At 37.2% G+C, this 22,505-nt stretch carries 16 protein-coding genes; 6 read left to right on the plus strand and 10 right to left on the minus strand.

What is annotated here, in order from left to right; translation table 11 throughout:
• Positions 1 to 358 precede the first annotated feature (358 nt).
• Positions 359 to 3,379: an immune inhibitor A domain-containing protein gene (locus QL995_RS01310; protein WP_290291889.1), complete on the plus strand. Its 3,021-nt coding sequence runs from the start codon at positions 359 to 361 to the stop codon at positions 3,377 to 3,379.
• Positions 3,380 to 3,446: 67 nt separating this feature from the next.
• On the opposite strand, the gene QL995_RS01315 is transcribed toward QL995_RS01310, so the two are convergent.
• From QL995_RS01315 to QL995_RS01340, 6 genes are all read right to left on the minus strand, one after another.
• Positions 3,447 to 4,454: an isocitrate dehydrogenase gene (locus tag QL995_RS01315; protein WP_007580684.1), complete on the minus strand. Its 1,008-nt coding sequence runs from the start codon at positions 4,452 to 4,454 to the stop codon at positions 3,447 to 3,449.
• 206 nt (positions 4,455 to 4,660) lie between these two features.
• The gene (locus QL995_RS01320; RefSeq protein WP_197236786.1) at positions 4,661 to 6,349 is read right to left on the minus strand and encodes a hypothetical protein; all 1,689 of its coding nucleotides are present in this window, start codon (positions 6,347 to 6,349) and stop codon (positions 4,661 to 4,663) included.
• A gap of 11 nt (positions 6,350 to 6,360) precedes the next feature.
• Complete coding sequence (locus QL995_RS01325) at positions 6,361 to 6,744, minus strand: DUF3192 domain-containing protein (protein ID WP_024591078.1); 384 nt, start codon at positions 6,742 to 6,744, stop codon at positions 6,361 to 6,363.
• Positions 6,745 to 6,813: 69 nt separating this feature from the next.
• Positions 6,814 to 7,587: a flap endonuclease Xni gene (gene xni / locus QL995_RS01330; protein WP_007580680.1), complete on the minus strand. Its 774-nt coding sequence runs from the start codon at positions 7,585 to 7,587 to the stop codon at positions 6,814 to 6,816.
• A gap of 10 nt (positions 7,588 to 7,597) precedes the next feature.
• The gene (ppnN, locus tag QL995_RS01335; RefSeq protein WP_007580678.1) at positions 7,598 to 8,941 is read right to left on the minus strand and encodes a nucleotide 5'-monophosphate nucleosidase PpnN; all 1,344 of its coding nucleotides are present in this window, start codon (positions 8,939 to 8,941) and stop codon (positions 7,598 to 7,600) included.
• 65 nt (positions 8,942 to 9,006) lie between these two features.
• Positions 9,007 to 10,542 (minus strand): GGDEF domain-containing protein, encoded by a 1,536-nt coding sequence (locus tag QL995_RS01340; RefSeq protein WP_007580677.1) that lies wholly within the window; start codon positions 10,540 to 10,542, stop codon positions 9,007 to 9,009.
• A gap of 204 nt (positions 10,543 to 10,746) precedes the next feature.
• On the opposite strand from QL995_RS01340, the gene QL995_RS01345 reads away from it, so the two are divergent.
• The 3 genes from QL995_RS01345 (at position 10,747) to QL995_RS01355 (ending at position 17,075) form a co-directional block, all read left to right on the plus strand.
• On the plus strand, positions 10,747 to 12,534 hold the full coding sequence (locus QL995_RS01345) for a PDZ domain-containing protein (RefSeq protein WP_197116975.1): 1,788 nt from the start codon (positions 10,747 to 10,749) through the stop codon (positions 12,532 to 12,534).
• A 180-nt stretch (positions 12,535 to 12,714) separates the two neighbouring features.
• On the plus strand, positions 12,715 to 14,805 hold the full coding sequence (locus QL995_RS01350) for a bifunctional diguanylate cyclase/phosphodiesterase (protein WP_290291906.1): 2,091 nt from the start codon (positions 12,715 to 12,717) through the stop codon (positions 14,803 to 14,805).
• A gap of 98 nt (positions 14,806 to 14,903) precedes the next feature.
• Entirely contained in the window at positions 14,904 to 17,075 is a 2,172-nt protein-coding gene (locus QL995_RS01355) for a S46 family peptidase (RefSeq protein ID WP_290291909.1), read from the plus strand.
• Between the two features lie 124 nt (positions 17,076 to 17,199).
• On the opposite strand, the gene QL995_RS01360 is transcribed toward QL995_RS01355, so the two are convergent.
• From QL995_RS01360 to QL995_RS01375, 4 genes are all read right to left on the minus strand, one after another.
• Positions 17,200 to 17,376, minus strand: coding sequence for a hypothetical protein (locus tag QL995_RS01360; RefSeq protein WP_165722958.1), 177 nt, complete (start codon positions 17,374 to 17,376; stop codon positions 17,200 to 17,202).
• Positions 17,377 to 17,904: 528 nt separating this feature from the next.
• Entirely contained in the window at positions 17,905 to 18,108 is a 204-nt protein-coding gene (locus QL995_RS01365; protein WP_197188484.1) for a hypothetical protein, read from the minus strand.
• Between the two features lie 524 nt (positions 18,109 to 18,632).
• Positions 18,633 to 19,370, minus strand: coding sequence for a hypothetical protein (locus QL995_RS01370; RefSeq protein WP_290291913.1), 738 nt, complete (start codon positions 19,368 to 19,370; stop codon positions 18,633 to 18,635).
• A gap of 154 nt (positions 19,371 to 19,524) precedes the next feature.
• Complete coding sequence (locus QL995_RS01375) at positions 19,525 to 20,241, minus strand: restriction endonuclease (protein WP_290291916.1); 717 nt, start codon at positions 20,239 to 20,241, stop codon at positions 19,525 to 19,527.
• Positions 20,242 to 20,588: 347 nt separating this feature from the next.
• On the opposite strand from QL995_RS01375, the gene QL995_RS01380 reads away from it, so the two are divergent.
• Together QL995_RS01380 and QL995_RS01385 are read left to right on the plus strand one after the other, a co-directional pair.
• On the plus strand, positions 20,589 to 21,860 hold the full coding sequence (locus QL995_RS01380; protein ID WP_290291919.1) for an aminotransferase class I/II-fold pyridoxal phosphate-dependent enzyme: 1,272 nt from the start codon (positions 20,589 to 20,591) through the stop codon (positions 21,858 to 21,860).
• 257 nt (positions 21,861 to 22,117) lie between these two features.
• The gene (locus QL995_RS01385) at positions 22,118 to 22,498 is read left to right on the plus strand and encodes a BlaI/MecI/CopY family transcriptional regulator (protein ID WP_002960288.1); all 381 of its coding nucleotides are present in this window, start codon (positions 22,118 to 22,120) and stop codon (positions 22,496 to 22,498) included.
• The last annotated feature ends 7 nt before the right edge of the window (positions 22,499 to 22,505 follow it).

Below are 22,505 nucleotides of genomic sequence, written 5' to 3' on the forward strand. Positions count from 1 at the left end.
AGGTTAATTTGTGTGTTCATAGTTTTTACTCTACTTAGCAAAACACTGCTTTTAAATTAAAAATTCTGTATAGGTTTATTTTTAAGGGTTTTGAACCCTTATGTCAACCTTGAAAGTAGTTTTTTGCATTTTAAATTCGTTTTGTAGCTTTTTTTAATTTAAATCTGCAGAAATGCTGTATTTAACTGAGTTAACTAGCAGAAATTATGCGTTTTAGGTTGTGTGTTTGATTTTAGTTATAAAAGAGTGTGAAAGACCATTAACTTTTATTGCACATGTTAACTATATGTTTTTATCACATGTTTAAATTTCTATTATTAGGTATGATTACTACATAATTATGTTTGAGGAATACACAGTGAAAAAAGTGACGTTAATTGCGCTTTTAACTACGCTATTAAGCCCTATAGTAGCGGCTAATAATTTAAGCCCGCATGATGTTGGTATAACTAACGAAGAACGTATTTTATATTGGCTTAAAAAAAGAGACCAAATATCCTCTAGTGAGTTAGATAGTTCATTTAAGTCATATATGAGTAACAAAGAAGTTGCCAATCACTCAATTAAAAATGGCTTTAGGCAATTTAAATCCTCCTCTACGGATTTTTCAAACACAAATAAACAACAAGCCGCTTTTTCAACGTCGCTAGTGCCTGATCAAAGCGTTAATGATGTAAAAGTGTTAGCTATCTTAATTGATTTTCCTGACCTCAAACATGACGATGATCGACTTGTAGAGCAAGACACAGATATGTTTTACGCTGATTATTCAACTGAACACTATCAGCAAATGCTTTTTAATACTCAAGGTTATGCGGGCCCTGATGGACAAAGCTTATCAACGGCTGCAGATTATTATAAAACAGCGTCTGGTAATAGCTTAAACTTTAACGGGCAGGTATATGGCTGGGTAACCGCTGATAGTAATGCAAAAATATATGGTGAACGCCAAGGCAGTACGCGTGATAAAAATGCGCCCGCTTTAGTCAAAGAGGCTGTGGAGAAGGCGGTTGCAAAGTTTAATATTAATTTAGCGGACTATGATTTAACTGATTTAGATGATGTAGATGGCGATGGAATTATTAACGAACCCAATGGCATTATTGACCATGTAATGATTTTTCATTCAAGTATTGGCGAGGAAGCGGGTGGTGGTTACCTAAGCACCGATGCTATTTGGTCGCACCGCTATTATGTATTTGATGAAAATAGCGGGCCGAGCGAGATTGCAGGCAGCAGTATTAAACTCTTTGGTTACACAATTAATCCAATTGATGCTGGGATTGGCGTGGTGGTGCATGAGTTTGGGCATGACTTGGGATTATTAGATGAATACGACTTACAATCTAACACGGTAGGTGAGCCTGTCGCGTCTTGGTCAGTTATGTCGACAGGAAGTTGGGCAGGTTCTCCACGAGGCTCAGAGCCTGTTATGTTTAGCCCTTATGCGCTTGAATATTTACAAAATCGATACCAGGGTAATTGGGCTAATCAGCTCACGCTTGATATGGATGAGATAGATGCTAACGCACAGCAAACATTAATTAATACTGCGAGTACTTCACAACTACAAAGCCAAATAAAAATAACACTGCCATCTCGACTCGAAAAATTTAAAATGCCAGTAGAAGGCGATTTTCAATACTATTCAAATACGGGCGACAATGTTAGTAACAGCTTAGTTAATACAGTAACGCTACCAAACACAACTGAGGCACTTACTTTAAGCTTTATTGCTTATTACAGTATTGAGCGCGACTATGATTTAGTACAGGTAAAAGTAAATGGGGAGCCTATTGCTAGTAATTATACGCAAGCAATTAACCCATACTATGGTGACATTGGTCCGTATATATCAGGTGATTCATTTTTTAATAGTGATGCTAAGCAGCCTAACGGCTATTTAACTCATAAGTTTGATTTATCTGCCTATGCTGGGCAAATGATTGATCTAAAAATTGAATACATAACAGATGCGAACACACATTATTATGGTTTTGTTGTGGATGATATGCGTATTGAGCAAAGTGATACCTTAATTTGGCAAAATAATGCACAAGATCAAATTAACACCGAGTTTAATGGCTTTGAAAAAATAGGTAGTTACACATATGCATCGCCATCACATTACTATTTACAATTGCGTTCATACACAGGTGTTGATAGTAGTTTGCAAGCAGAGCAGTACTCACCGGGATTATTATTGTGGTATAGCAATGAATCTCAAGCCGATAACAACACGACAGAGCATCCAGGTAGTGGTTTTGCATTAGTGGTAGATGCTGATCAGCGCTCGATAAATAAAGGCAGTACGCAAACTCCGGCTGCTTCAGCAATTCAAATTCGTGATGCTGCTTTTAGTTTATATCCACAGCGAGCTGGATTAGGTGATGATGATTTATCAGCTATTACAGAGTTTACTGATAAAACCGACTATAGCTTTTCAGCGCAACAGTCATCGGGCGTTGCCCTCCCACAGGTTGGCTTTGGGTTTAATATTATAAGCCAGTCAGCTGATAGTGAAGATATAGAAGTAGAGCTTAATTACGATGTTACTAAAGGTATTAATTTTACCAAAACAGGTTTAATCGTTAATTTTAATGTAGAAGGTTTTGCACTCACGCCTGCGGACAAATTTACGTGGAGTTTTGACGATGGTAGCTCAAGCACAGAGTTAACGCCTACTCATGAATACCAAGACTATGGCACCTATAGCGTTGAGTTTATGGCAAGTAATGATACTTCACAGCAAGTAGCTGTAGCTCAAGTTATATTAGTTGAGCCATTATCTGTAAATGAAATTGAATATGAAATAAACCAAGGAATATTAACAGCTCAAGCTTCGTTTACAGGTGGAGTTGCACCGTATACTTATAATTGGCAGCTAGGGGATGGAAGTACTTTAACGACGCAATCGCTCACTTATAATTATTTATACTCTGGTGATTACCAAGTAACGCTTACAGTGACAGATAACGAAGGCACGGAGCAAACTAAAGCAGTTGATGTAACTGCAACTGTTCCGCTTAGCATAGACGCAAACGTTACAGTAAATGATTTAAGCGCTCAATTTAATGCGCAAGTAACCGGCGGCTTTAATAGTTATACTTACAGTTGGGATTTTGGTGATGGCAGTGCGGTATCAAACTTACAAAACCCAAGGCATACTTATCAAACTGACAGGGCATTTAGTGTAACGTTGAATGTTACTGATACTCAAACAAATGATACTTTTACTAAAGAGTTATCTCTTACAGTGCAAAAGCAACAAAGTAGTTCGGGTTCAAGTGGCGGATCATTGGCAGGTTTATTAGGATTACTACTGTTAAGTTTATTTAGGTTTAATACTAACCTGCATAAATACACCAGGTTGGTATAAGCTTAATTAACAAATAAAAAAAAGCCCGCTAAATTAGCGGGCTATTTAAATTAATAACAAATATTAATTATAAACGGTCAATTACTGATTGAGTGAAATCAGTTGTACCGTGGCTGCCGCCTAAATCGCGAGTTGTACGGTCGCCTGATTTAATTACATCAGCAACAGCACTACGAATACGCTCTGCTGTATCGCCCATATCTAAATGCTCAAGCATTTGGATAGACGCTAAAATTACAGATGTTGGGTTAGCTAGGTTTTTGCCAGCAATATCTGGTGCACTACCGTGTACAGCTTCAAAAATTGCAGCGTCTTCACCAATGTTAGCACCTGGAGCCATACCTAAACCGCCAACTAAACCAGCACAAAGGTCAGATAAAATATCACCAAATAAGTTAGTCGTAACAATTACGTCAAACTCTTCAGGTGTCATTACCAGTTTCATACACGTTGCATCAACAATCATTTCATTTGATTCAATTTGTGGGTAACGCTCAGCTACTTCACGTGCTACTTTTAAAAACAAACCAGATGTTGATTTTAAAATGTTAGCTTTATGAACAGCAGTTACTTTTTTACGACCTTCACGTACCGCTAGCTCATATGCAAAAGTTACGATTTTTTCTGCGCCTTCACGCGTAATTATCGATTTTGCTTCTGCTTCATTACCATCTTCACTTACTATTTGGCCTGCACCTGAGTACATACCTTGCGTATTTTCACGAATAGTAATGATATCAATATCGTCGTAACGTGCTTTAGTGCCAACAAATGATTTAACAGGGCGTACGTTAGCGTATAAACCAAATTGCTTACGAAGTGTAACGTTAATAGACGTAAAACCTTCACCTACAGGCGTTGTTAATGGGCCTTTAAGAGTGATTTTGTTTCTAGCTATTGTATCAACCGTGTCTTGTGGAAGTAACTCACCTGTTTTTTCAAGTGCAGCTAGGCCAGCATCAACAAATTCATAATCAAAGTCGCAACCTGCGGCTTTTAATATTTCAAGTGCTGAGTCGATAATGCTCGGACCGATGCCGTCGCCTTTGATCACTGTGATGGTTTGTTTGGCCATTGACTTTTCCTTTAAAGAGTTTGATTTGCACATAAATTATTACCCTGAGAGGGTAATCGCTTGTTAGATCATTTATGTGAACGTGCTTGAAAATTTAAGGGCGCATTTATATCAACTTATCACCCATTTTGCTAGTTTATACAAGAAATACTGGGTATACACCAAAGTTATAATGGGTATAAAGACGTTAAATAGGGCCCCATAAATTAAATACTATTAAATAACGCGAGAGATTCTAATTTTTGATTAAAATCAGTTGGGTTTTGCCAATTTAGTATTTTCAGTTGTTCGTTTAATGTTTGCAGTTGCCACGCTGTTAGCGCGAGTTCTGGTTTAAAAACACTCTGAGCAACAATTTTAAGTGTGATCCAGAGTTTATGAGAATCAGTTAAGTGTTTTTTAGGTGTTTGCTCTGCTTCTAAAAGTGCCGTTGTCCATGGGTTGTCACTTAATAAATGAGTAAGCTGTTGCGTTAGTTGCTCGTTATTAATTGAATCTACTCCAAAAAATGAGCAAATAGGGGCACTCAATGTTTTATTTGGTGTGTCGTCAATCAGCGTTTTACGAGAAAGCTGTGTACTGCATTGCGTTAATAAAAAATGAGCATAAGCATATAAAGGTAATGTAATGTGTTCAAACTGGTCGTGTTTATTTTTACTGACTAATAAGGCCATTATTTTCACTAAACCATTTAATCTGTTAGTAACGTAGGCTTGTAGAGGGTGTGGGGTAACATTAACTAATTGTTCAAAAACAACTCTTTGAATTATCGCGGGCGCATTATAATAACCGACCATCGATAAACTATGCTTTAAGTCTTTAGCGGCCTGATGCTCCTTATTATAAGGTTTTACTGCCTCACATAAATTAGCAACTACCTGAGGGTGAGCCGCCATTAGCTGGTTTAGCCCTTTATAGCTATATTCGTGCTGTGACTTAATATTACTTATTAGTTCAAGTAAAGACTGTGCTTTATCAACGCCAACCACACTTTTTGACTTAACATGTTCACTGTTAAACACTTTGAAGCTAATGGTTTTATCAGCGCAATGCCATTGTTTTGGGTTGTCGTTAAGGGTTGCTTTAACGCTAAACCAAGCCAATTTATTTGGATTAGCGGTACTAATTAAAATATGTTTTTGCTGCGCATCAGTCGCTAAATAAATCATGGTTTGCTCTGCATAAAAAACGCGGCTTCCCGGTAACAGTGGCCCCAAATGAGCTATAAGTGATTTGATTAGCTGCAGTGCAAACAAATTTGGTGTGCGAATATACAAGTCAGTAAGTGCTTTAAATAAACTCATGTGTTTATTAGCCGTATTACTAGTAATGTTCATACTAATAATATTTGCTAAAGCAATTAGTGTTATGCCCCCATCGTAAAGCATTATTTTAGGAGCACTTACCAATGCTTGTTTATATTTACTTAACTTAGCTAATAATTGCGTAACGGGTTTGGCAGAATCGCCACTGGATAACATTACTTTAGCAGCTAACTGATGACGCATTTTCCATATGTTTTTATCAGAGTCTTGAAAAGGTGTTTGCTCACAGAGCTTGTTTAATTGCGCTCCAACACATAAATGCTCAATGAGTGAAGCCGCTATGTATAGCTCGCTTAGGGCATTATTATAATGTTGAGATTTACAAAGTGCAGCGGTTATTACACTCTGACTAACAACTAAGTTGGTGGCATAAGAATAATTAGGATTATAAAGTGTTAAACGAGCTTGTAATGCGAATGGCTGTTCGCTATAGAGCACTCTATATTGCTCAGCTAGCTTACTTGCCATGGGGTATAAGGCTGTCCATTTTTGTTTATTGTTATAATAGCTTAAAAACAGCTGCGTATTATTAAGCAGCTGCTCTAAAGTAGTTGAAACAGCTTCATCCATTAAACCTTCACCTAATTTTGTTCTTGATATTTATTATATGCACTAGGACCCCATAAAAATAGCTGCCCATTTTTAAATAATAACCCAGTACATTCATCCATAGTGGTTATACCGTCAGATGTTTTATGCTGTGTACGGTAAAAAACTATCTGAAATACCTGTTCACCATCTCGTTTGGCATAAGTAAGGTCGGGGCTGCCTAAATAATCAAGCACAGTATTTAGTGTTGTTGGCTGCTCAAGTGATAGTTTTTCGATATAACGTTTATTAAAAGCTTCTCGGTCTTGCCAGATCATAGCCTGAGGATCGTCTTTATAAAAGGTGATCACCAACGCTGCTATCAGTGCATATAGCCCTAAACCTAAGATTAAATATCGGATAAATTTTTTCAATATGGTTTACTCTGACTCCGGTAACTAATAATAGTATACGTTTTGTAATGTTTAGAGGCTATTAACTTGCGACTAATTAAGTCTTAACTGCTTTAAACTAAAGCCTAAATTTATATCGGTGCGTAAACTAACCAAGTGCTTTGAGATTACGTACATATCCATATTAGCGGCTAACTTTGCTTTAATACTCGGGCTTAGAGACTCATCTTCGGCCGCATGCTCAATTGAATTATAGTTATTAACTATTTGCTGCGCAGACTTAGTACCTATTCCTTTTACTCCCGGAATATCATTTGTTTTATCGCCCGCTAATGCCCAAAAATCAACGAGCTTATTTTGCTCAACACCAAAACGCTCTTTTATACTTGTCTCATCTAAATAGAGTTTTTTAAAGTAATCATAAACTGTAATGTAGGGGCCTAAATAGGGTAAAAAACCTTTATCAGTAGAGACAACAGTATTAGCTATTTGATTATTTGATGCCTTAAACGCAAGCGTTGCAATAATGTCATCGGCTTCATCGTTAATAGGCTCAAATACAACAATACCGGTTTCTTCTATTGCGGTTTTAAAGTGCTCTAAGGCATCTTTTAGCACTTGAGGCATTGGGGCGCGGGAGTGTTTGTAGTCTTTATAAAAATGATAACGCCAGCTTTTGTCACCATCAAATACCGCAATCGCATGGGTTGCATTACTTGTATCTAAAAGCTTTTTACACGCATGAGCTACACGTGCACAGCACGTTTGTATCATTTGTTCATCACTGTGATGTTTTTGATTAGCGTCAACGGCGTAAATGCGCCTAATTAAATTAAGCGCATCAATAAGAAGTAAATGGGGTTTCAAACTATAAAACTCATGCTTTTATTTTGTAACACGGAATGTATTTGCTGCCAGGGAGTTTCATACGGCCTTGATCAACAAATGCTTGTAATAACGTATCCATATTTTCCATAAGGGCAGGCTCGCCACTTAAAATGTATGGACCGTTTTGCTTAATGGCTTTAACGCCTTCGTCTTTTACATTTCCAGCTACAATACCTGAAAAAGCTCTGCGTAAATTAGCCGCTAATAACTGCTTTGGTTGATCAAGATGTAAATCAAGACTTGCCATATTTTCGTGTGTTGGTGCAAAAGGTTGTTGAAAATCGTTATCGATTTTTAACGTCCAATTAAAGTAGTAGGCATCGCCTTCACTTTTACGGTAATCACGAACATTGGCCATAGCCGATCTTAGCTTTTGTCCAACTAACTCAGGATTATCAATAATAACTTCAAACTTATCTAATGCTTCTTTACCAAGCGTCATTTCAACAAATTCACACAGCTCTTTAAAGTACGCTTCACTTTCTTTAGGGCCAGTTAAAATAACAGGCAAACATTGTTTGGTGTTATCTGGATGAAGTAATATGCCTAATAAATATAGCAATTCTTCAGCAGTACCTGCGCCACCAGGAAAAATGATAATAGCGTGAGCTGTTCTTATAAAAGCTTCAAGGCGCTTTTCAATGTCAGGTAAAATAACTAATTCGTTAACAATAGGGTTTGGTGGCTCTGCAGCAATAATGCTTGGCTCTGTTAGGCCTAAGTAACGGTTATTGGTATTGCGCTGTTTTGCATGGCCAATAGTGGCACCTTTCATTGGGCCTTTCATGGCACCAGGGCCACAACCAGTACAAATATTTAATCCACGTAAGCCAAGCTCGTAACCTACTTGTTTTGTGTATTTATATTCAACTTCGTTTATAGAGTGTCCGCCCCAGCAAACAACCATACTTGGCTCGCTATTAACACGCAAAGCACCTGCATTTCTGAGCATATCGAATACCATATGAGTAATGGCTTTTTGCTCTTTTAAATCTTTTTCGTATTTTTGACAAATAAACAAAATATCGCGAATAACAGAAAATATATGCTCGTGAATTCCGGTAATTATTTCGCCATCAACAAATGCGGTTTCGGGTGGGTTTTCAAGCTCAATTTTAATACCTCGTTCGCGGCTTACTAAACGAATATCAAAATCTTTGTATTTGTCGTATATATCGCTACTTTCGTCGGTATGGCTACCTACATTAAGCACTGCTAGTACGCAGTTTCTAAATAACTTATAACGCTCACTAGCAGAAGATTGCTCTAATAAATCAACTTCTAATTGCGACAGTAAATCTAAAACCCCAGTTGGGTTTAACTGTATTAACATAGACGTTCTCCTTACTGCTAAATCGTAAAAAACTACTTGTCATAAAATCTATAATGGCTATGACATTATTTACTGGTACAAAGTCTATCTCGTCCTGAATTTTTGGCCTCGTAAAGAGCATCATCTGCTCGATCAAATGCCTTTAACAGAGTATCGCCTTTTTTGAACTGAGTTGCACCTACCGAGATTGTGATCTCAATTTGTTTTTCTCTAAATTTAAAAGGTATATTTTTAATTACCTTTCTTACTTTATCCAGAGGTAATGTTGCGTTTTCAAGCGACACACCTGGCATTAACAGCACAAATTCTTCACCGCCGTAACGCGCTATAAAATCGGACTTTCTTACCGATTTTTGCAACGCTTTTGATATAACCTGTAAGGTAATGTCACCTGCGGTATGGCCAAATCTATCATTGATAGATTTAAAGTGGTCAACATCAATAACCGCAAGCGTAACATCTGATGGCTGCACATTAAACAAATGCATTTCGTGATTGTAACGTTCATCAAATGCAGCTCGGTTAGGCAGTTTTGTAAGCCCATCAAGTAAACTTTTAAAGCGCTGTTCGTTTAAGCGTTTTTTATACGTTGTTAACTTATCTTCTAAAGTAACAATTCGTTTGTTTATTTCACTAAAGCTAGTGCTAAGCATTTCTCTGTCTTTTCGTTCTAACTTTTCTTTTGCTAGAAAATCTTCGCTTAGTGATTTTAATTCGTTATCTACGAGTTCTTTTAAAGATGAAATTGACGTTGCTTTTTGTGTTTGTTCGTTGAGGTTTTTAATTTTTAGTTCAATACTTTTATTCAACGAATCAAACTCAATACTCATCGATTCTGAGTGTCTACTAGTAGAGACAATAGAATTATGTAGATCTTCGAGGGTTTGATTTAATGAAACTAAAAAGCTTTGTGCAGATTTACGCTCTTTGCTAATGTTTTTTACTACAACTTCAATTATGTTAATCGCAACATCGAGTAATGCATCGATTGTGTCACTTTCCGTAATATTATTTTTTATACTATTAATTTGTAGTGTAGCTTCTTCTTCAAGTATAAGTTCGTTAGCCAGCTCAAGTAGTTTTTTTGCACGAGCTTGTTTTACAGGGCGCTGATTATCGGCTTGAGGGTCTTGCTTAGTTAGCAATGCTTCATGATAAAAAAGAATAAGTTGATCAAGTAGCGGAATGTACCCATGGGTTGACTGAACGTTATTAATCTCTTGATCGAGTAAATTTCTCAGGGCTCTGCGAGTATCGTCAGGTAAACCTTTAGTTTTTTGTAACTGTTTACCTGCATTTTGTACACTGTTGAATAAATCACGTTGCTGAGCTTGCTGAATCGATTCTTGATTCTTAAGTAATATCAAAGTTTCACTAACAAGAGGAGAGAGATCTTCAAAGCTCATACCTTTATTGAGTGCACTTCTAAATTTAGCAAGGCGATTATCTAACTCAATATCAAGCCCTTTACAGCTTAGCGAAAGTTTAGCTGCAAAGTCGCACAAAATATCCACTTGATGTTTGCGTGCACTCTCAATAGCCATACGAGCATCAATTGCTTGTTTGAGTTTTTTATCTGTTGGATTAGATCTTTCAGACACCTAAGCGTACCGCCATCAAATTAATTTTATTATCTTCAGTTTACAACAAATTTTTATTATGTGTAGTTATCTAGTAAAAAACTTAGAAATTTTAATAAGCTACTACGTATAAACTCGTATACGGGGCAATTTGTCGTATTTAATTCACTTTTAAATAGGGGCTTGCTAGTCTTGCAGGCAATTAAGTTTCCACTAAGAGTCTCTATGAAAAAGTTATTAGCCCTATCTATTTTAGCTGCATGTTCAGCACCTGTATTTGCCGACGTAAATTATTCTTTAGAAATCTCACAACCACAACATCATTTAGGCGATGTAAGTGTTGAGTTTCCAAAAACAGCGCAAGCACATCTTGATATAAAACTTCCTGCGTGGCGAACGGGTCGCTACGAAATGCTAAACCTTGCCAATGGCATTCGTTACTTCAAAGCTAAAGATGAAGATGGCAAAGAGTTAAAATGGGAAAAAATTGATCACAGTACATGGCGTGTACACCTTAATGAGCCAACCGAAGTTAATATTGACTACCAGGTGTATGCAAATGAGCTTGGTAAGCGCGCTCGCCACATTGACGACAGCCATGCATTTATAGATGCATCAGGCTTTTTTATGTTTAGTGAATCATTCCGCCAAGAGCCAGTAACCGTTAATTTAGAAGTGCCTAAAAAGTGGCGCTCTGTATCGGGTATGGATAATTTAAAAGGCAAAAATTCATTTAAAGCAGCAGATTACGACGTGCTTGTTGATTCACCAATCGAAACGGGTATTAACCAACTACACACATTTGAAGTAGATGGCCGTGAATACGATTTAGTTATATGGGGCGACGGTAACTACGATGTAGAGCAAATGCTTACTGATCTTAAAAAATTAGTTGCTACTGGTAATGTAATTTGGGATGGCTATCCATATGAACGTTATGTATTTATGGTACATGCTACGTCGGGTGCTGGTGGTGCAACAGAGCATTTAAACTCAACAATTATTCAACGTCCACGCGATAGATTTGGTAGCCGCGAAGATTACCTAGCCTTTATTAGCACCGCTGCGCATGAGTTTGTTCATACGTGGAATGTTAAAGCATACCGCCCTCAAGGTTTAGTGCCGTACGATTACACTAATATGAATTACTCTAAACTGCTTTGGATTGCAGAGGGTTCAACAAGTTATTTTGAAGATCATTTAATGGTTCGCTCTGGTATTGAAACCACAGATGAATTTTTTAAAGTGATGAGTAAAACTATTAATCGTCATTTACAAACACCGGGCCGTGAAGTGCAAAGCGCAAGCGAAACAAGCTTTGATAAATGGATTAACCAAGGTGGCGATCATGCACGTAACTACAGCACTAATATTTATTCTGAGGGTTCATTACTTTCATTAGTTTTAGATATCGACTTGCTAGAAAAAAGCCAAGGTAAAATAAGCTATCGCGACGTACACAAAGCACTTTATAACAATCATAAAATGCCAGCTGGTTTTACAGATGTAGATGTACTTAATATCTTAAAAGATTTAACAGGGCGTGATTACTCAAGCTGGTGGCAAGAAAATGTTGAGTCGCCTGCAAGTATTAACTTTGACGACTTACTTACTAAAGTAGGCTTGAAATTTGAACGTCCTGAAAAAGCAAAAGCGCTTGCAAGCATTGATGCTACCGCTAAAAACACAGGCGAGTTACTTACGTTAAGTTACGTTCGCCGTGGTGGCAGTGCGTGGAAAGCAGGTTTAACTACCGATGATAAAATTGTCGCTATAAACAAACATCACGTAGGTAAAGATTTAAAAACCAGCTTAGAAACGTTTAAAAAAGGCGATAAAGTAACCATTGACTATCTTCGTCGCGATGCTCTTGAAAGCTTAACATTAGTATTATCAGAAGATTTTGATAAGCCTAAAAAAGTAGTTGCTGATAAAGAGGCAACGCCTGAGCAAAAAGCACTATTCAAAGCATGGATTGGCGTGGAACATCCAAATGATGTGACAAAAAAATAAATTCAGTTTTTATAGCGTTTAAATATAGTTAACAATTATTAAAAAAGAGCTTCGGCTCTTTTTTTGTTTTGTATAATGGCGTATATAATGTACATGGAAATTTAATATTAAAATTAAATTTAATTATTATTTAGTATTTCTCTATTATTAAATAAAATTATTTATGGATATAGCCTCAAAATGAAATTAGATAACCCGACTTCAAACTTAACCCATCAATTTGTAATTAACGACTATTTGCATCAGTTATTTGATGCGGTAAATGTTATTTCTGTTCAAGGTTATGACAATCAACGTCGTGTTATTTATTGGAATGAAGGCAGTGAGCGACTTTATGGATATACCAAAGAAGAAGCCATAGGACAAAAAATAGAAGACCTTATAATTCCAGAGCCAATGTGTGAATTAGTTATTAACGCACATAGTGATTGGGTAAAAAAAGATATAGAAATTCCAGCATCTGAAATTATCTTACAAGACAAAGATGGAAACAATGTATCGGTTTTTTCCAGCCATGTTATGTTTACAAATCAATATAATACAAAACAAATGTACTGTATTGATATTGATTTATCTGAGGTTAAAAAGGCACAAGCAGATGCGTCATTTAATGAGCATATGCTAAAAACTATTTTTGGAGCAATTCCTGACTTATTTTTCTTGATGGAAAATGATGGAACTATTATTGAGTATCATGCCAGTAATGAGACCGATCTCTACACCAAGCCAAAGCAATTTATTGGTAAAAAAATGGGTGATGTACTCCCTCAAGATGTAGCCAAAAAATTTGAAACTTATATCAGCCTTGTATTAGAAAAAGAGCAGATGATGAGCTTTAAATACGAACTAGCTTTGCCCCATGGGCTCGTTTTTTTTGAAGCAAGAATAAATAAAATAACAGAACATAACCAGTTAATGGTTATTATTCGAGATATTACAGAACAGCATAAATCAGATGAAATAATTAGACATCAAGCGTATTACGATAGTCTAACTTTACTCCCAAATCGTTTTTTAGCACTTGATCGTTTGTCGCAATTACTTATTGAAGCACAAAGAAATAACGAGAAAGCGGCAGTACTGTTTTTGGATTTAGATGATTTTAAAAAAATAAATGACTCTTTAGGCCATGAAACAGGAGACAAACTTTTAATTGAATCAGCGCAAAGGCTGCAAGAGGCACTGCGAAAAGACGACACGGTAGGGCGCCTAGGTGGAGATGAGTTTATCGTATTACTACGAGGTATAACTGATCACCATGCAGCGCTAAAAATTACTGAAAAACTGGTCAATAACTTTAGAGCCCCTTTTAAAATTGAGGGCCGGGAACACATACTAACAGCGAGTATTGGTGTAGCCATATACCCAGAAAATGGTACAACCGTTGCTGATTTATTACGAAATGCTGACACTGCAATGTATCAAGCAAAATCATATGGTCGTAATACTTATTCATTTTTTACTAAAAAGATGAACGTAATTATTCAGCGCCGACTCGTAATAGAAGAGCAGATGCGTGGCGCCCTTGAGCGTAATGAATTTGAGTTATTCTACCAGCCCCAATTTGACGCAAAAAATAAACACATCATTGGTGCAGAAGCGTTATTACGCTGGCATAACCCTGTGCTAGGTAATGTAACACCCGATGAGTTTATACCTATTGCCGAAAATACAGGATTAATTGTACCTATTGGCAAGTTTGTAATTAGTCAAGCATTACACTTTTTAAACACATGGCAAAGTACCTGTAAACGCCAACAAAAATACACCATGGCTGTTAACTTATCTCCTCGTCAATTTAGAGACGTAGGGTTGCTCAGTTTTATTCAAAACTCATTGAGTGAAGCAAACGTAAACCCCGAAAGTTTAGAGCTTGAAATAACTGAGGGAGTATTGATGAGTTGCCACACTAATGTTGTTGATATACTGACTGAAATTACTGCATTAGGCATTAACTTATCAATGGATGACTTTGGTACAGGTTATTCATCATTAAGTTATTTGAGAGAATACCCTTTTAATGTACTTAAAATAGATAGAAGTTTTATTGACGGTATTGTACTAAACAATGAAGATTGTAATCTCGTAAAGGCAATTATTGCCATGTCGCACAGCTTAGGACTGACAGTGGTAGCCGAAGGTGTAGAAACAAAAGAGCAGCATACTTTATTGAACGAATTAGGTTGTGATTTTATGCAAGGCTTCTATTTTAGTAAACCAATACCAGCAAAACAGTTTCTTGATTTTTCGATGAATTTTGATAAAAAGTAAGATTAAACACTCGATTGTAACAATTCATTGCACGGCTATTGACCTTATTGTCCCATCGCGAGTAACCTGTTATAGAAACAAATAAAAAGGATTCTATAATGCGTTTAAAACCTCTTGTAGCTACATTAGTAGCCACATTTTCTTTATCACTTTCAAGTAGTGCCATAGCCGACGAAGGCATGTGGCAACCACACCAACTTCCAGAGTTAGAATCAATTTTAAAAGCCAAAGGGCTTGAAATTGATGTTGAATCTATTTCTAAATTAACCGAATTCCCAATGAATGCGGTAATTAGCCTAGGTGGCTGTACAGCATCGTTTGTATCGCCTAAAGGTTTAGTTGTGTCAAACCATCACTGTGTTTATGGCTCGGTACAATACAACTCAACACCTGAAAACAATATTTTAGAAAATGGCTTTTTAGCTAAAAGTCCTACAGAAGATTTACCTGCAGCGCCGGGCTCACGCGTATATGTAACAAAAACGGTTACCAACGTAACAGATGAAGTAATTAAAGGTACTAACGAGTTAACAGCAAAAGCACGCTACGACGCACTCGAAAAAAATGAAAAAGCGCTAGTAGCCCAGTGTGAAGCCGACGAAAGCTATCGTTGTAATGTGTATTCGTTTCATGGTGGTTTAGAGTTTTACCTAATTAAGTCACTTGAAATTAAAGACGTACGCTTAACTTATGCACCGGCAATGGGCGTAGGTAAATACGGCGGCGATATAGATAACTGGATGTGGCCGCGCCACACAGGCGACTTTGGTTTTTACCGCGCTTATGTAGGCAAAGATGGGAAACCAGCTGAGTACAGCGAAGACAACGTACCTTACGTACCTGACTCTTACCTAAAAGTAAGTGCCAAAGGCGTGCAAGAAGGCGACTTTGTAATGGTTACAGGCTACCCAGGACGTACTAACCGCTACCGTATAGCAACAGAGGTAGATAACGTATTTAACGACAGCTACCCTAAAGCACGCGTTCATAACTCAAAATACGTGTCGCTTATTGAAGAAAATTCAGAAGACGGCAGTAAAGCGCGTATTGCATACGAAAGCACCATTGCAGGTTATAACAACTATATTAAAAACTATGGTTCGATGATCGAAAGCTTCAAAAAAGGCACTATGCTTGAGCGCAAAAAACAGTTTGAGCAAGAGTTAACACAATGGATCAATAGTGATGGTGAGCGTAAAGAACAATACGGAAGCGTATTAGGTGAGCTATCTGAGCTAATTGCGCAATCACAAGAGCACAGTGAACGCGACCGCATGTTAGGTTATGTACATCGCTCACAAATGATCAGTACAGCACGACGTTTATACCGCCTAGCTTATGAAAAACAACAGCCAAATAGCGAACGTGAATCTGGTTATCAAGAACGTGACTTACCTCGCATTAAAGCAGGGCTTGAGCGCATGACGCGCCGTTATGATAGCAAAGTAGATAAAGCTATTTTACTGCACTTTTTAGAGCTGTATGCAGCACTTCCAAAAGAAGAGCGTTTTAGCGACGTTGATAACGTATTTAAAGTACAAAATGGGTTTGATAAAGCAACCCAAAGCGCGTTACTTGATAGCATGTATGAACAGTCAAGACTTGATAATGCCACTGTTCGCAATTCATTGTTTGAGCAATCGTTTAGCCAGCTAAATCAAAGCCAAGACCCATTTGTGCAGTACGCTAAAGCAATATTTAAAGTAATGAAAGCAGAGGAAGATAAATCAAAAGCACTTGCAGGTAAATTACAAGCAGCTCGCCCAGAGCTAATGAGCGCAATCATTGCGTTTAACAAAGCTAAAAACAAACCTGTATACGCCGATGCTAACAGCACACTCCGTGTTACCTATGGCACCGTAGGCGGCTACTCACCTCAAGACGGCTTGGTAGCAACACCGTTTACCTCGCTTGAAGGATTACTTGCTAAAAACACCGATGTTGACCCATTTAATGCACCTAAAAAGTTACAAGAGCAAATTAAAGCCAAGCTTTACGGTGATTACACGGGTGGCATGAATACAGTACCCGTTAACTTTTTATCAAATGTAGACACTACCGGTGGTAACTCAGGTTCGCCAACACTTAACGGCAAAGCAGAGCTTGTTGGTTTACTGTTTGACGGTGTTTACGAAAGTATTATTGGTGATTGGGATTACAACCCTGAGCTTAATCGCTCAATCCACGTTGATTCGCGCTACATGCTGTGGGTAATGGATAAAGTAGATAATGCACAAAACTTGTTGGACGAAATGACAATCGTAAAATAAGTAATTAGTGAGATAACAGAAGGGCGCTTACCGTAAAGGAAGCGCCTTTTTTGTTGATGTTTGATTCGTTTATGACTGCTAAGTGCCATGATCGGATAATCGAAACCTTAGTCGCTTGTTATATTTAAATTTTACGCTCAAAGGCTAGATATAAAGTTGCAAATAAAAAACCACTAAAGCCTTTTTCCATTTTTGATAACACCCACCCATCTCTTGCCAACTCGTTTGCTTTAGCGTTTGCTCTATTTAACATACCACCTGTAGCCCAGATTTGAGAAACTGCAATAAACTTATACTCCATGTAACACTCCTTTAAATATAACTGCTTTTTCAGAGGACTCTTTCTCTATTTTTAAGCGAAAACGTCCTTATTTTATGAACTTCTATTAATAGCAAAAAGCATAAGTTATTGCTAGCTATATATATTATGCATATGATGGGTTATTTGAACATATAAAAAAGGGGGGAAGTAGTCATTAATTAATTACTCACTCAATGACTAATTCTCGCTCACAGCACGCTTAAGCAAAGTACCACTTGCTGTCATATAAATAGAAATTAGCAAAGACGACCTCATTTTCTTACCTTTTTTGTTGGTGTTTGATTCGTATATTTATGACTGCTAAGTGCCAGCTGCTGACCTTCAAGGCGTGAATCTAAAACTTTGTTGGGTGGCGCCTTCTGCTTAACCAACCTACATTTTGACGTAGGTCGGATAAGTGGCGAAGCCACGCCATCCGACACAGTAAAATACCTTGCTAATTATTATCAATATTTTTTGTCCGCATTTTTTAATTTGCCTTGTTAACTGGCTTTAAATTACTGTAATTTATTTAGATGGGTTTTTACCGTACCTATGCCCGTGCTTGTAAAATAAATAAAAATGAACGATGAACATAAATATAAAATAAAGTACACCGAACAGTAACCCTTTATTTAAACCTTCCGCCCAACCAATCATGCTTCCAGAGAATAAAGCAACACCAAAATGAGTAAGTAATATTTGAAAATGTATTCTCAAAAATGCTGACAAATTATTACTCCCTACTAAAAATATGCTCAATACTAAAGAGCCAGTTAACAGTTATATCAGAGGACACTTTGCCTATTTTAGCGTGAGAACGTCCTTATTTTATGAGTTTCTATTAATAGCAAAAAGCATAAGTTATTGCTAGCTATATATATTATGCTTGGGGTGGGTTATTTAGTCATGTAGTAAAGGGGAAAGTATCCTTTTAGTATTACTTAGCTGATGGCAAATCTTCTGAATTGCCGGTTATCGCTCGACACCGACTATTAGCTGAGTGCCAAAAGCTAACCTTCAAGGCGTGAATCGATACTCTGTTGGGTGGCGCCTTCTGCTTAACCAACCTACATTTTGACGTAGGTCGGATAAGTGGCGAAGCCACGCCATCCGACACAGTAAAATACCTTGCCAATTATTATCAATATTTTATGTTGTCGACTGGCTGGAGAGTGCCACGAGCAGACATTGGTAATGAGGCTGTAGAATAACTCTAACAACCAACAGTAAATTTTCCTGCTTTATACCGTCATTTATACACAATACTTACTTTTTTCACTTTTAGAGAAACCTGCAATTAATGCAAGCTTGTTAATGCGTTTTTCAATTTTATTATCTTCCGTGTAATCAACCACTTTTGTAATTAGTAGATACGACTGATTAAAAATAAATGAAAACTCAGTGCCATTTTTTTCTACTATAATAAAGCATTCCTCAAAGATATTTTCAACATGACTATTTTGTGATAAATCTTCAAAGGGGTTAGTTCCGTGCTTTGCTCTGTAGCTAGATAAAAGCTCTTTAATTAAGTGTGGACCACCCCAGGTAACCAAAACAATTTTATTATCCGTACTTAGTAAGCTTCCATGTTTTTTAAAATATTCTCCTTTTGTAAGGAATAGTCCATATTTATATATATCTTCGCCTTTAAATGGCAGTTTTACTTCCATCCCATCAGGGTGCTTAGTGGCACTATCTAACATAGAGAGGACCGTTTTATTTTTTTTACCAACCATTTTAGCTAATTTAGATATGGCTTCACGACCACTACTACCGGGTACATTTATTCTTGATAAAAGACCAAAAAGCTCATCAATTTTACTTTTTTCTGAATTACATTTCCTGCAAACATGAAAATCACCTTTGGCATTCGTTCTCGTTTTACTTACTGCTATTTGAGGAATTAAATGCTCAACAGAGCGGCCATCATCGCTATTTTTAGACTTTCTAACTTCTTTACCGCAATAGACACAATTTTTGTTTTTTATCATATTTTAAATAATCAGTTTAGTGGGACAAAAGTCTTTGAGTATAAGGCATGCTAACACTGCATTAAACGGGTAGAAATCGTGGGTTAATACTTGTAGCGAAACGAAACGTAACCACTAAAAAGGGTGAGGAGCAAAGTTCCGTTTTAGCAACTTGTTAAATGCTGGGTATTACACGCTTGATTTTCGCCCAGTTTAAGGCTTCGTAGACTAATTCCTGGATATATTTTACTAACATATCTTCATCTGTAATGATTTCCTCTATAGGTGAATAATTCATATTTAATGAAGAGTAGTCAGAAATAACAAAAATTTTATATTTTTTAGTGCCTAACTTTAAGTCTTGTAAGCTTTTGTGTGCTTGGATTAGGTAATAATTGAATACCACTGCCTTTTGACCATCAAAACCATACTCCAAAAAACCAAAACTATATTCTTCAGATGGCTCTGTAAGATTAGAGTATATCCTGCACGCTTTTATTAACTTTACCTCTGCAGATTCCCTTTGCATTTTCAAAAAGTCATCTGTAGCATTTTGGGCGAAATCATCTAAGGAAGTTAAAGTTATATTGCTCTTAAGTGCTTGCTTGATAGCACCTGATTGAAAGCCAGTTTTTGAAACAAGAATACCTCTATCAGCTCCGACATCATCAACGATAGCTTGAAGTGCTAAAACTTTCTCTTTGGGAACAGCTGAATCCCAGTATTTACATTCAACAACCCACTTGGACGGCACTCCAAATTTTTTAAAGGTTACAAGTACATCAATGTCATGTTCTCCTCGAGCACCTTCAAGTTTTTCTTCGACAAGAGCTTTACACCCTAGGCTTCGAAATACTTTAGCAGTTTCTTCTTGATAAATTCGCCAATCCAATTTATTTCTCCCGAATGCAAGGTAAAGCACTTAACAGCTTTATCAGAGAGCACTTCCCTATTTAGCGCGAAAACGTCTTTATTTAATGAAATTACATTAATAGCAAACAGTTTAAGTTATTGCCAGCTATAAATATTATGCCTTCTGTTATTTATATAAACATGTAAAAAAGAGGAAAGTGTCCCTGACTCTTATTAAGTTAATGACAACTCATTTGAATGTCCGGTTATCGCTCCGAGCTGCCTTTAACTTAAATCAAATCACCTTAACACCCTTTAATATATTTCATGTGCATTTTATAACCAAGAAGTGCTAGGTTAGTGGTAAATTAATTGAAGGGAATAATTATGAAATTAGAGTCATTAGCACTGCACCACGGTTACGAATCTGAGGCAACGACCAAGTCGGCAGCCGTGCCTATTTATCACACTTCTTCTTATACATTTGATAACACGCAGCATGGCGCTGATTTATTCGATTTAAAAGTACCTGGAAATATTTACACCCGCATAATGAACCCAACCAATGCCGTACTTGAACAACGTATTGCAGCAATGGAAGGGGGTATTGGTGGGCTAGCTGTTGCCTCTGGGATGGCTGCTATTACGTATGCTATTCAATGTTTGTGTGAAGTCGGTACTAATATTGTAAGCACCAGCCAAGTATATGGTGGCACGTATAACTTATTTGCACATACACTACCTAGGCAAGGTATTGAAGCACGCATGATTAAAGCCGATGACTTTACCGCGTTCGAGAATGCAATTGACGACAACACCCGCGCTGTTTTTTGTGAATCTATTGGTAATCCTGCAGGTAATATTGTTGATATTGAACGTTTATCACGTATTGCACATAGCAAAGGTGTGCCGCTTATTGTTGATAATACCGTGGCTACGCCGTATTTATGCCGCCCATTTGAGCTGGGCGCTGATATAGTGGTTCACTCACTTACAAAGTATATAAACGGGCACGGTACTGCTATTGGCGGCATGATTGTCGACTCAGGAAAATTTGATTGGAAAGCGAATGCTACACGTTTTGCAATGATGAACGAGCCCGATCCGTCGTATCACAATGTAGTTTATACCGAAGCTTTTGCTGAAGCTGCATTTATTGGTCGCTGCAGAGTAGTGCCACTTAGAAATACTGGCGCAGCGCTTGCCCCTAAAAACGCATCTGACATTTTAATCGGCCTTGAAACCTTAGGCTTAAGAATGGATCGCCACTGCGAAAATGCACAGCAGTTAGCTGAGTATTTAGAAAATCATCCAAAAGTGCTTTGGGTTAATTACGCAGGGCTTAAATCAAGCCCGTATAACGAAATGAGTCAAAAAATTACCAGTGGTAAAGCATCGGGTATTTTAAGCTTTGGTATTGCTGGTGGCCTAGAAGCAGGTACTCGTTTTATTGATGCGCTAAACATGATTTTACGCTTAGTTAATATTGGCGATGCCAAGTCGCTTGCGTGTCATCCTGCATCAACTACACACCGCCAACTAAATGATGAAGAACTTGCTAATGCGGGTGTAAGTCGCGATTTAATTCGTTTGTCGGTTGGTATTGAGAACATTGCTGACATAATTGCCGATGTAAGCCAAGCGCTCGATAAGGCATAGTTACCTCACTACCTTTCATAAAAAACTTTAAAGCATAAAAAGCGTTAGTTGAAATAAACTATCGTTTTTTATGTTTTTCTAAAATCTATTAATAAGTATACCTCTTTATTTTATCTACCTTTTTTATAAAACCTTCCCAAGACTTTTATATTTATACCGTTTGTTTTTTATTCACATGTCAATTTTGTATTGACACTAAGATTACTTACTACTACATTTGTAACAGTACCACTACAAGTGTAGTAATAGGAGCGACAATGAAACTTAGTGATTTTGAAATGGATATTATGCAGCTGCTCTGGCAGGAAGAACCCTGTACCGCGAGTCAACTACATAAGGTGCTTTTAGCTGATAAGCAAAAAGATAAAAAAGTAGCCTATACAACAGTTAAAACTATTGTAGATAGGTTAGAACACAAAGGAGCGATTGAGCGTTGTGGACATGAAGGGCGAGCTATTGTTTTTAGAACAATAGTTACTCAAGACACATTATCGGAGCAAGCTATGCCTAGTTTTATGCAACGATTTTTTAAAGGTAATTCTCGTAGTTTAATTGCCCACTTTATCAAAGAAGAAAAACTAAATGATGAAGATATAGAATATTTACAAACGCTTTTAAAAAATAAAAAGTTAGATTAAAGGAGAG

This window comes from Pseudoalteromonas sp. APC 3358 (assembly GCF_030408075.1).
GTDB lineage: Bacteria > Pseudomonadota > Gammaproteobacteria > Enterobacterales > Alteromonadaceae > Pseudoalteromonas > Pseudoalteromonas arctica.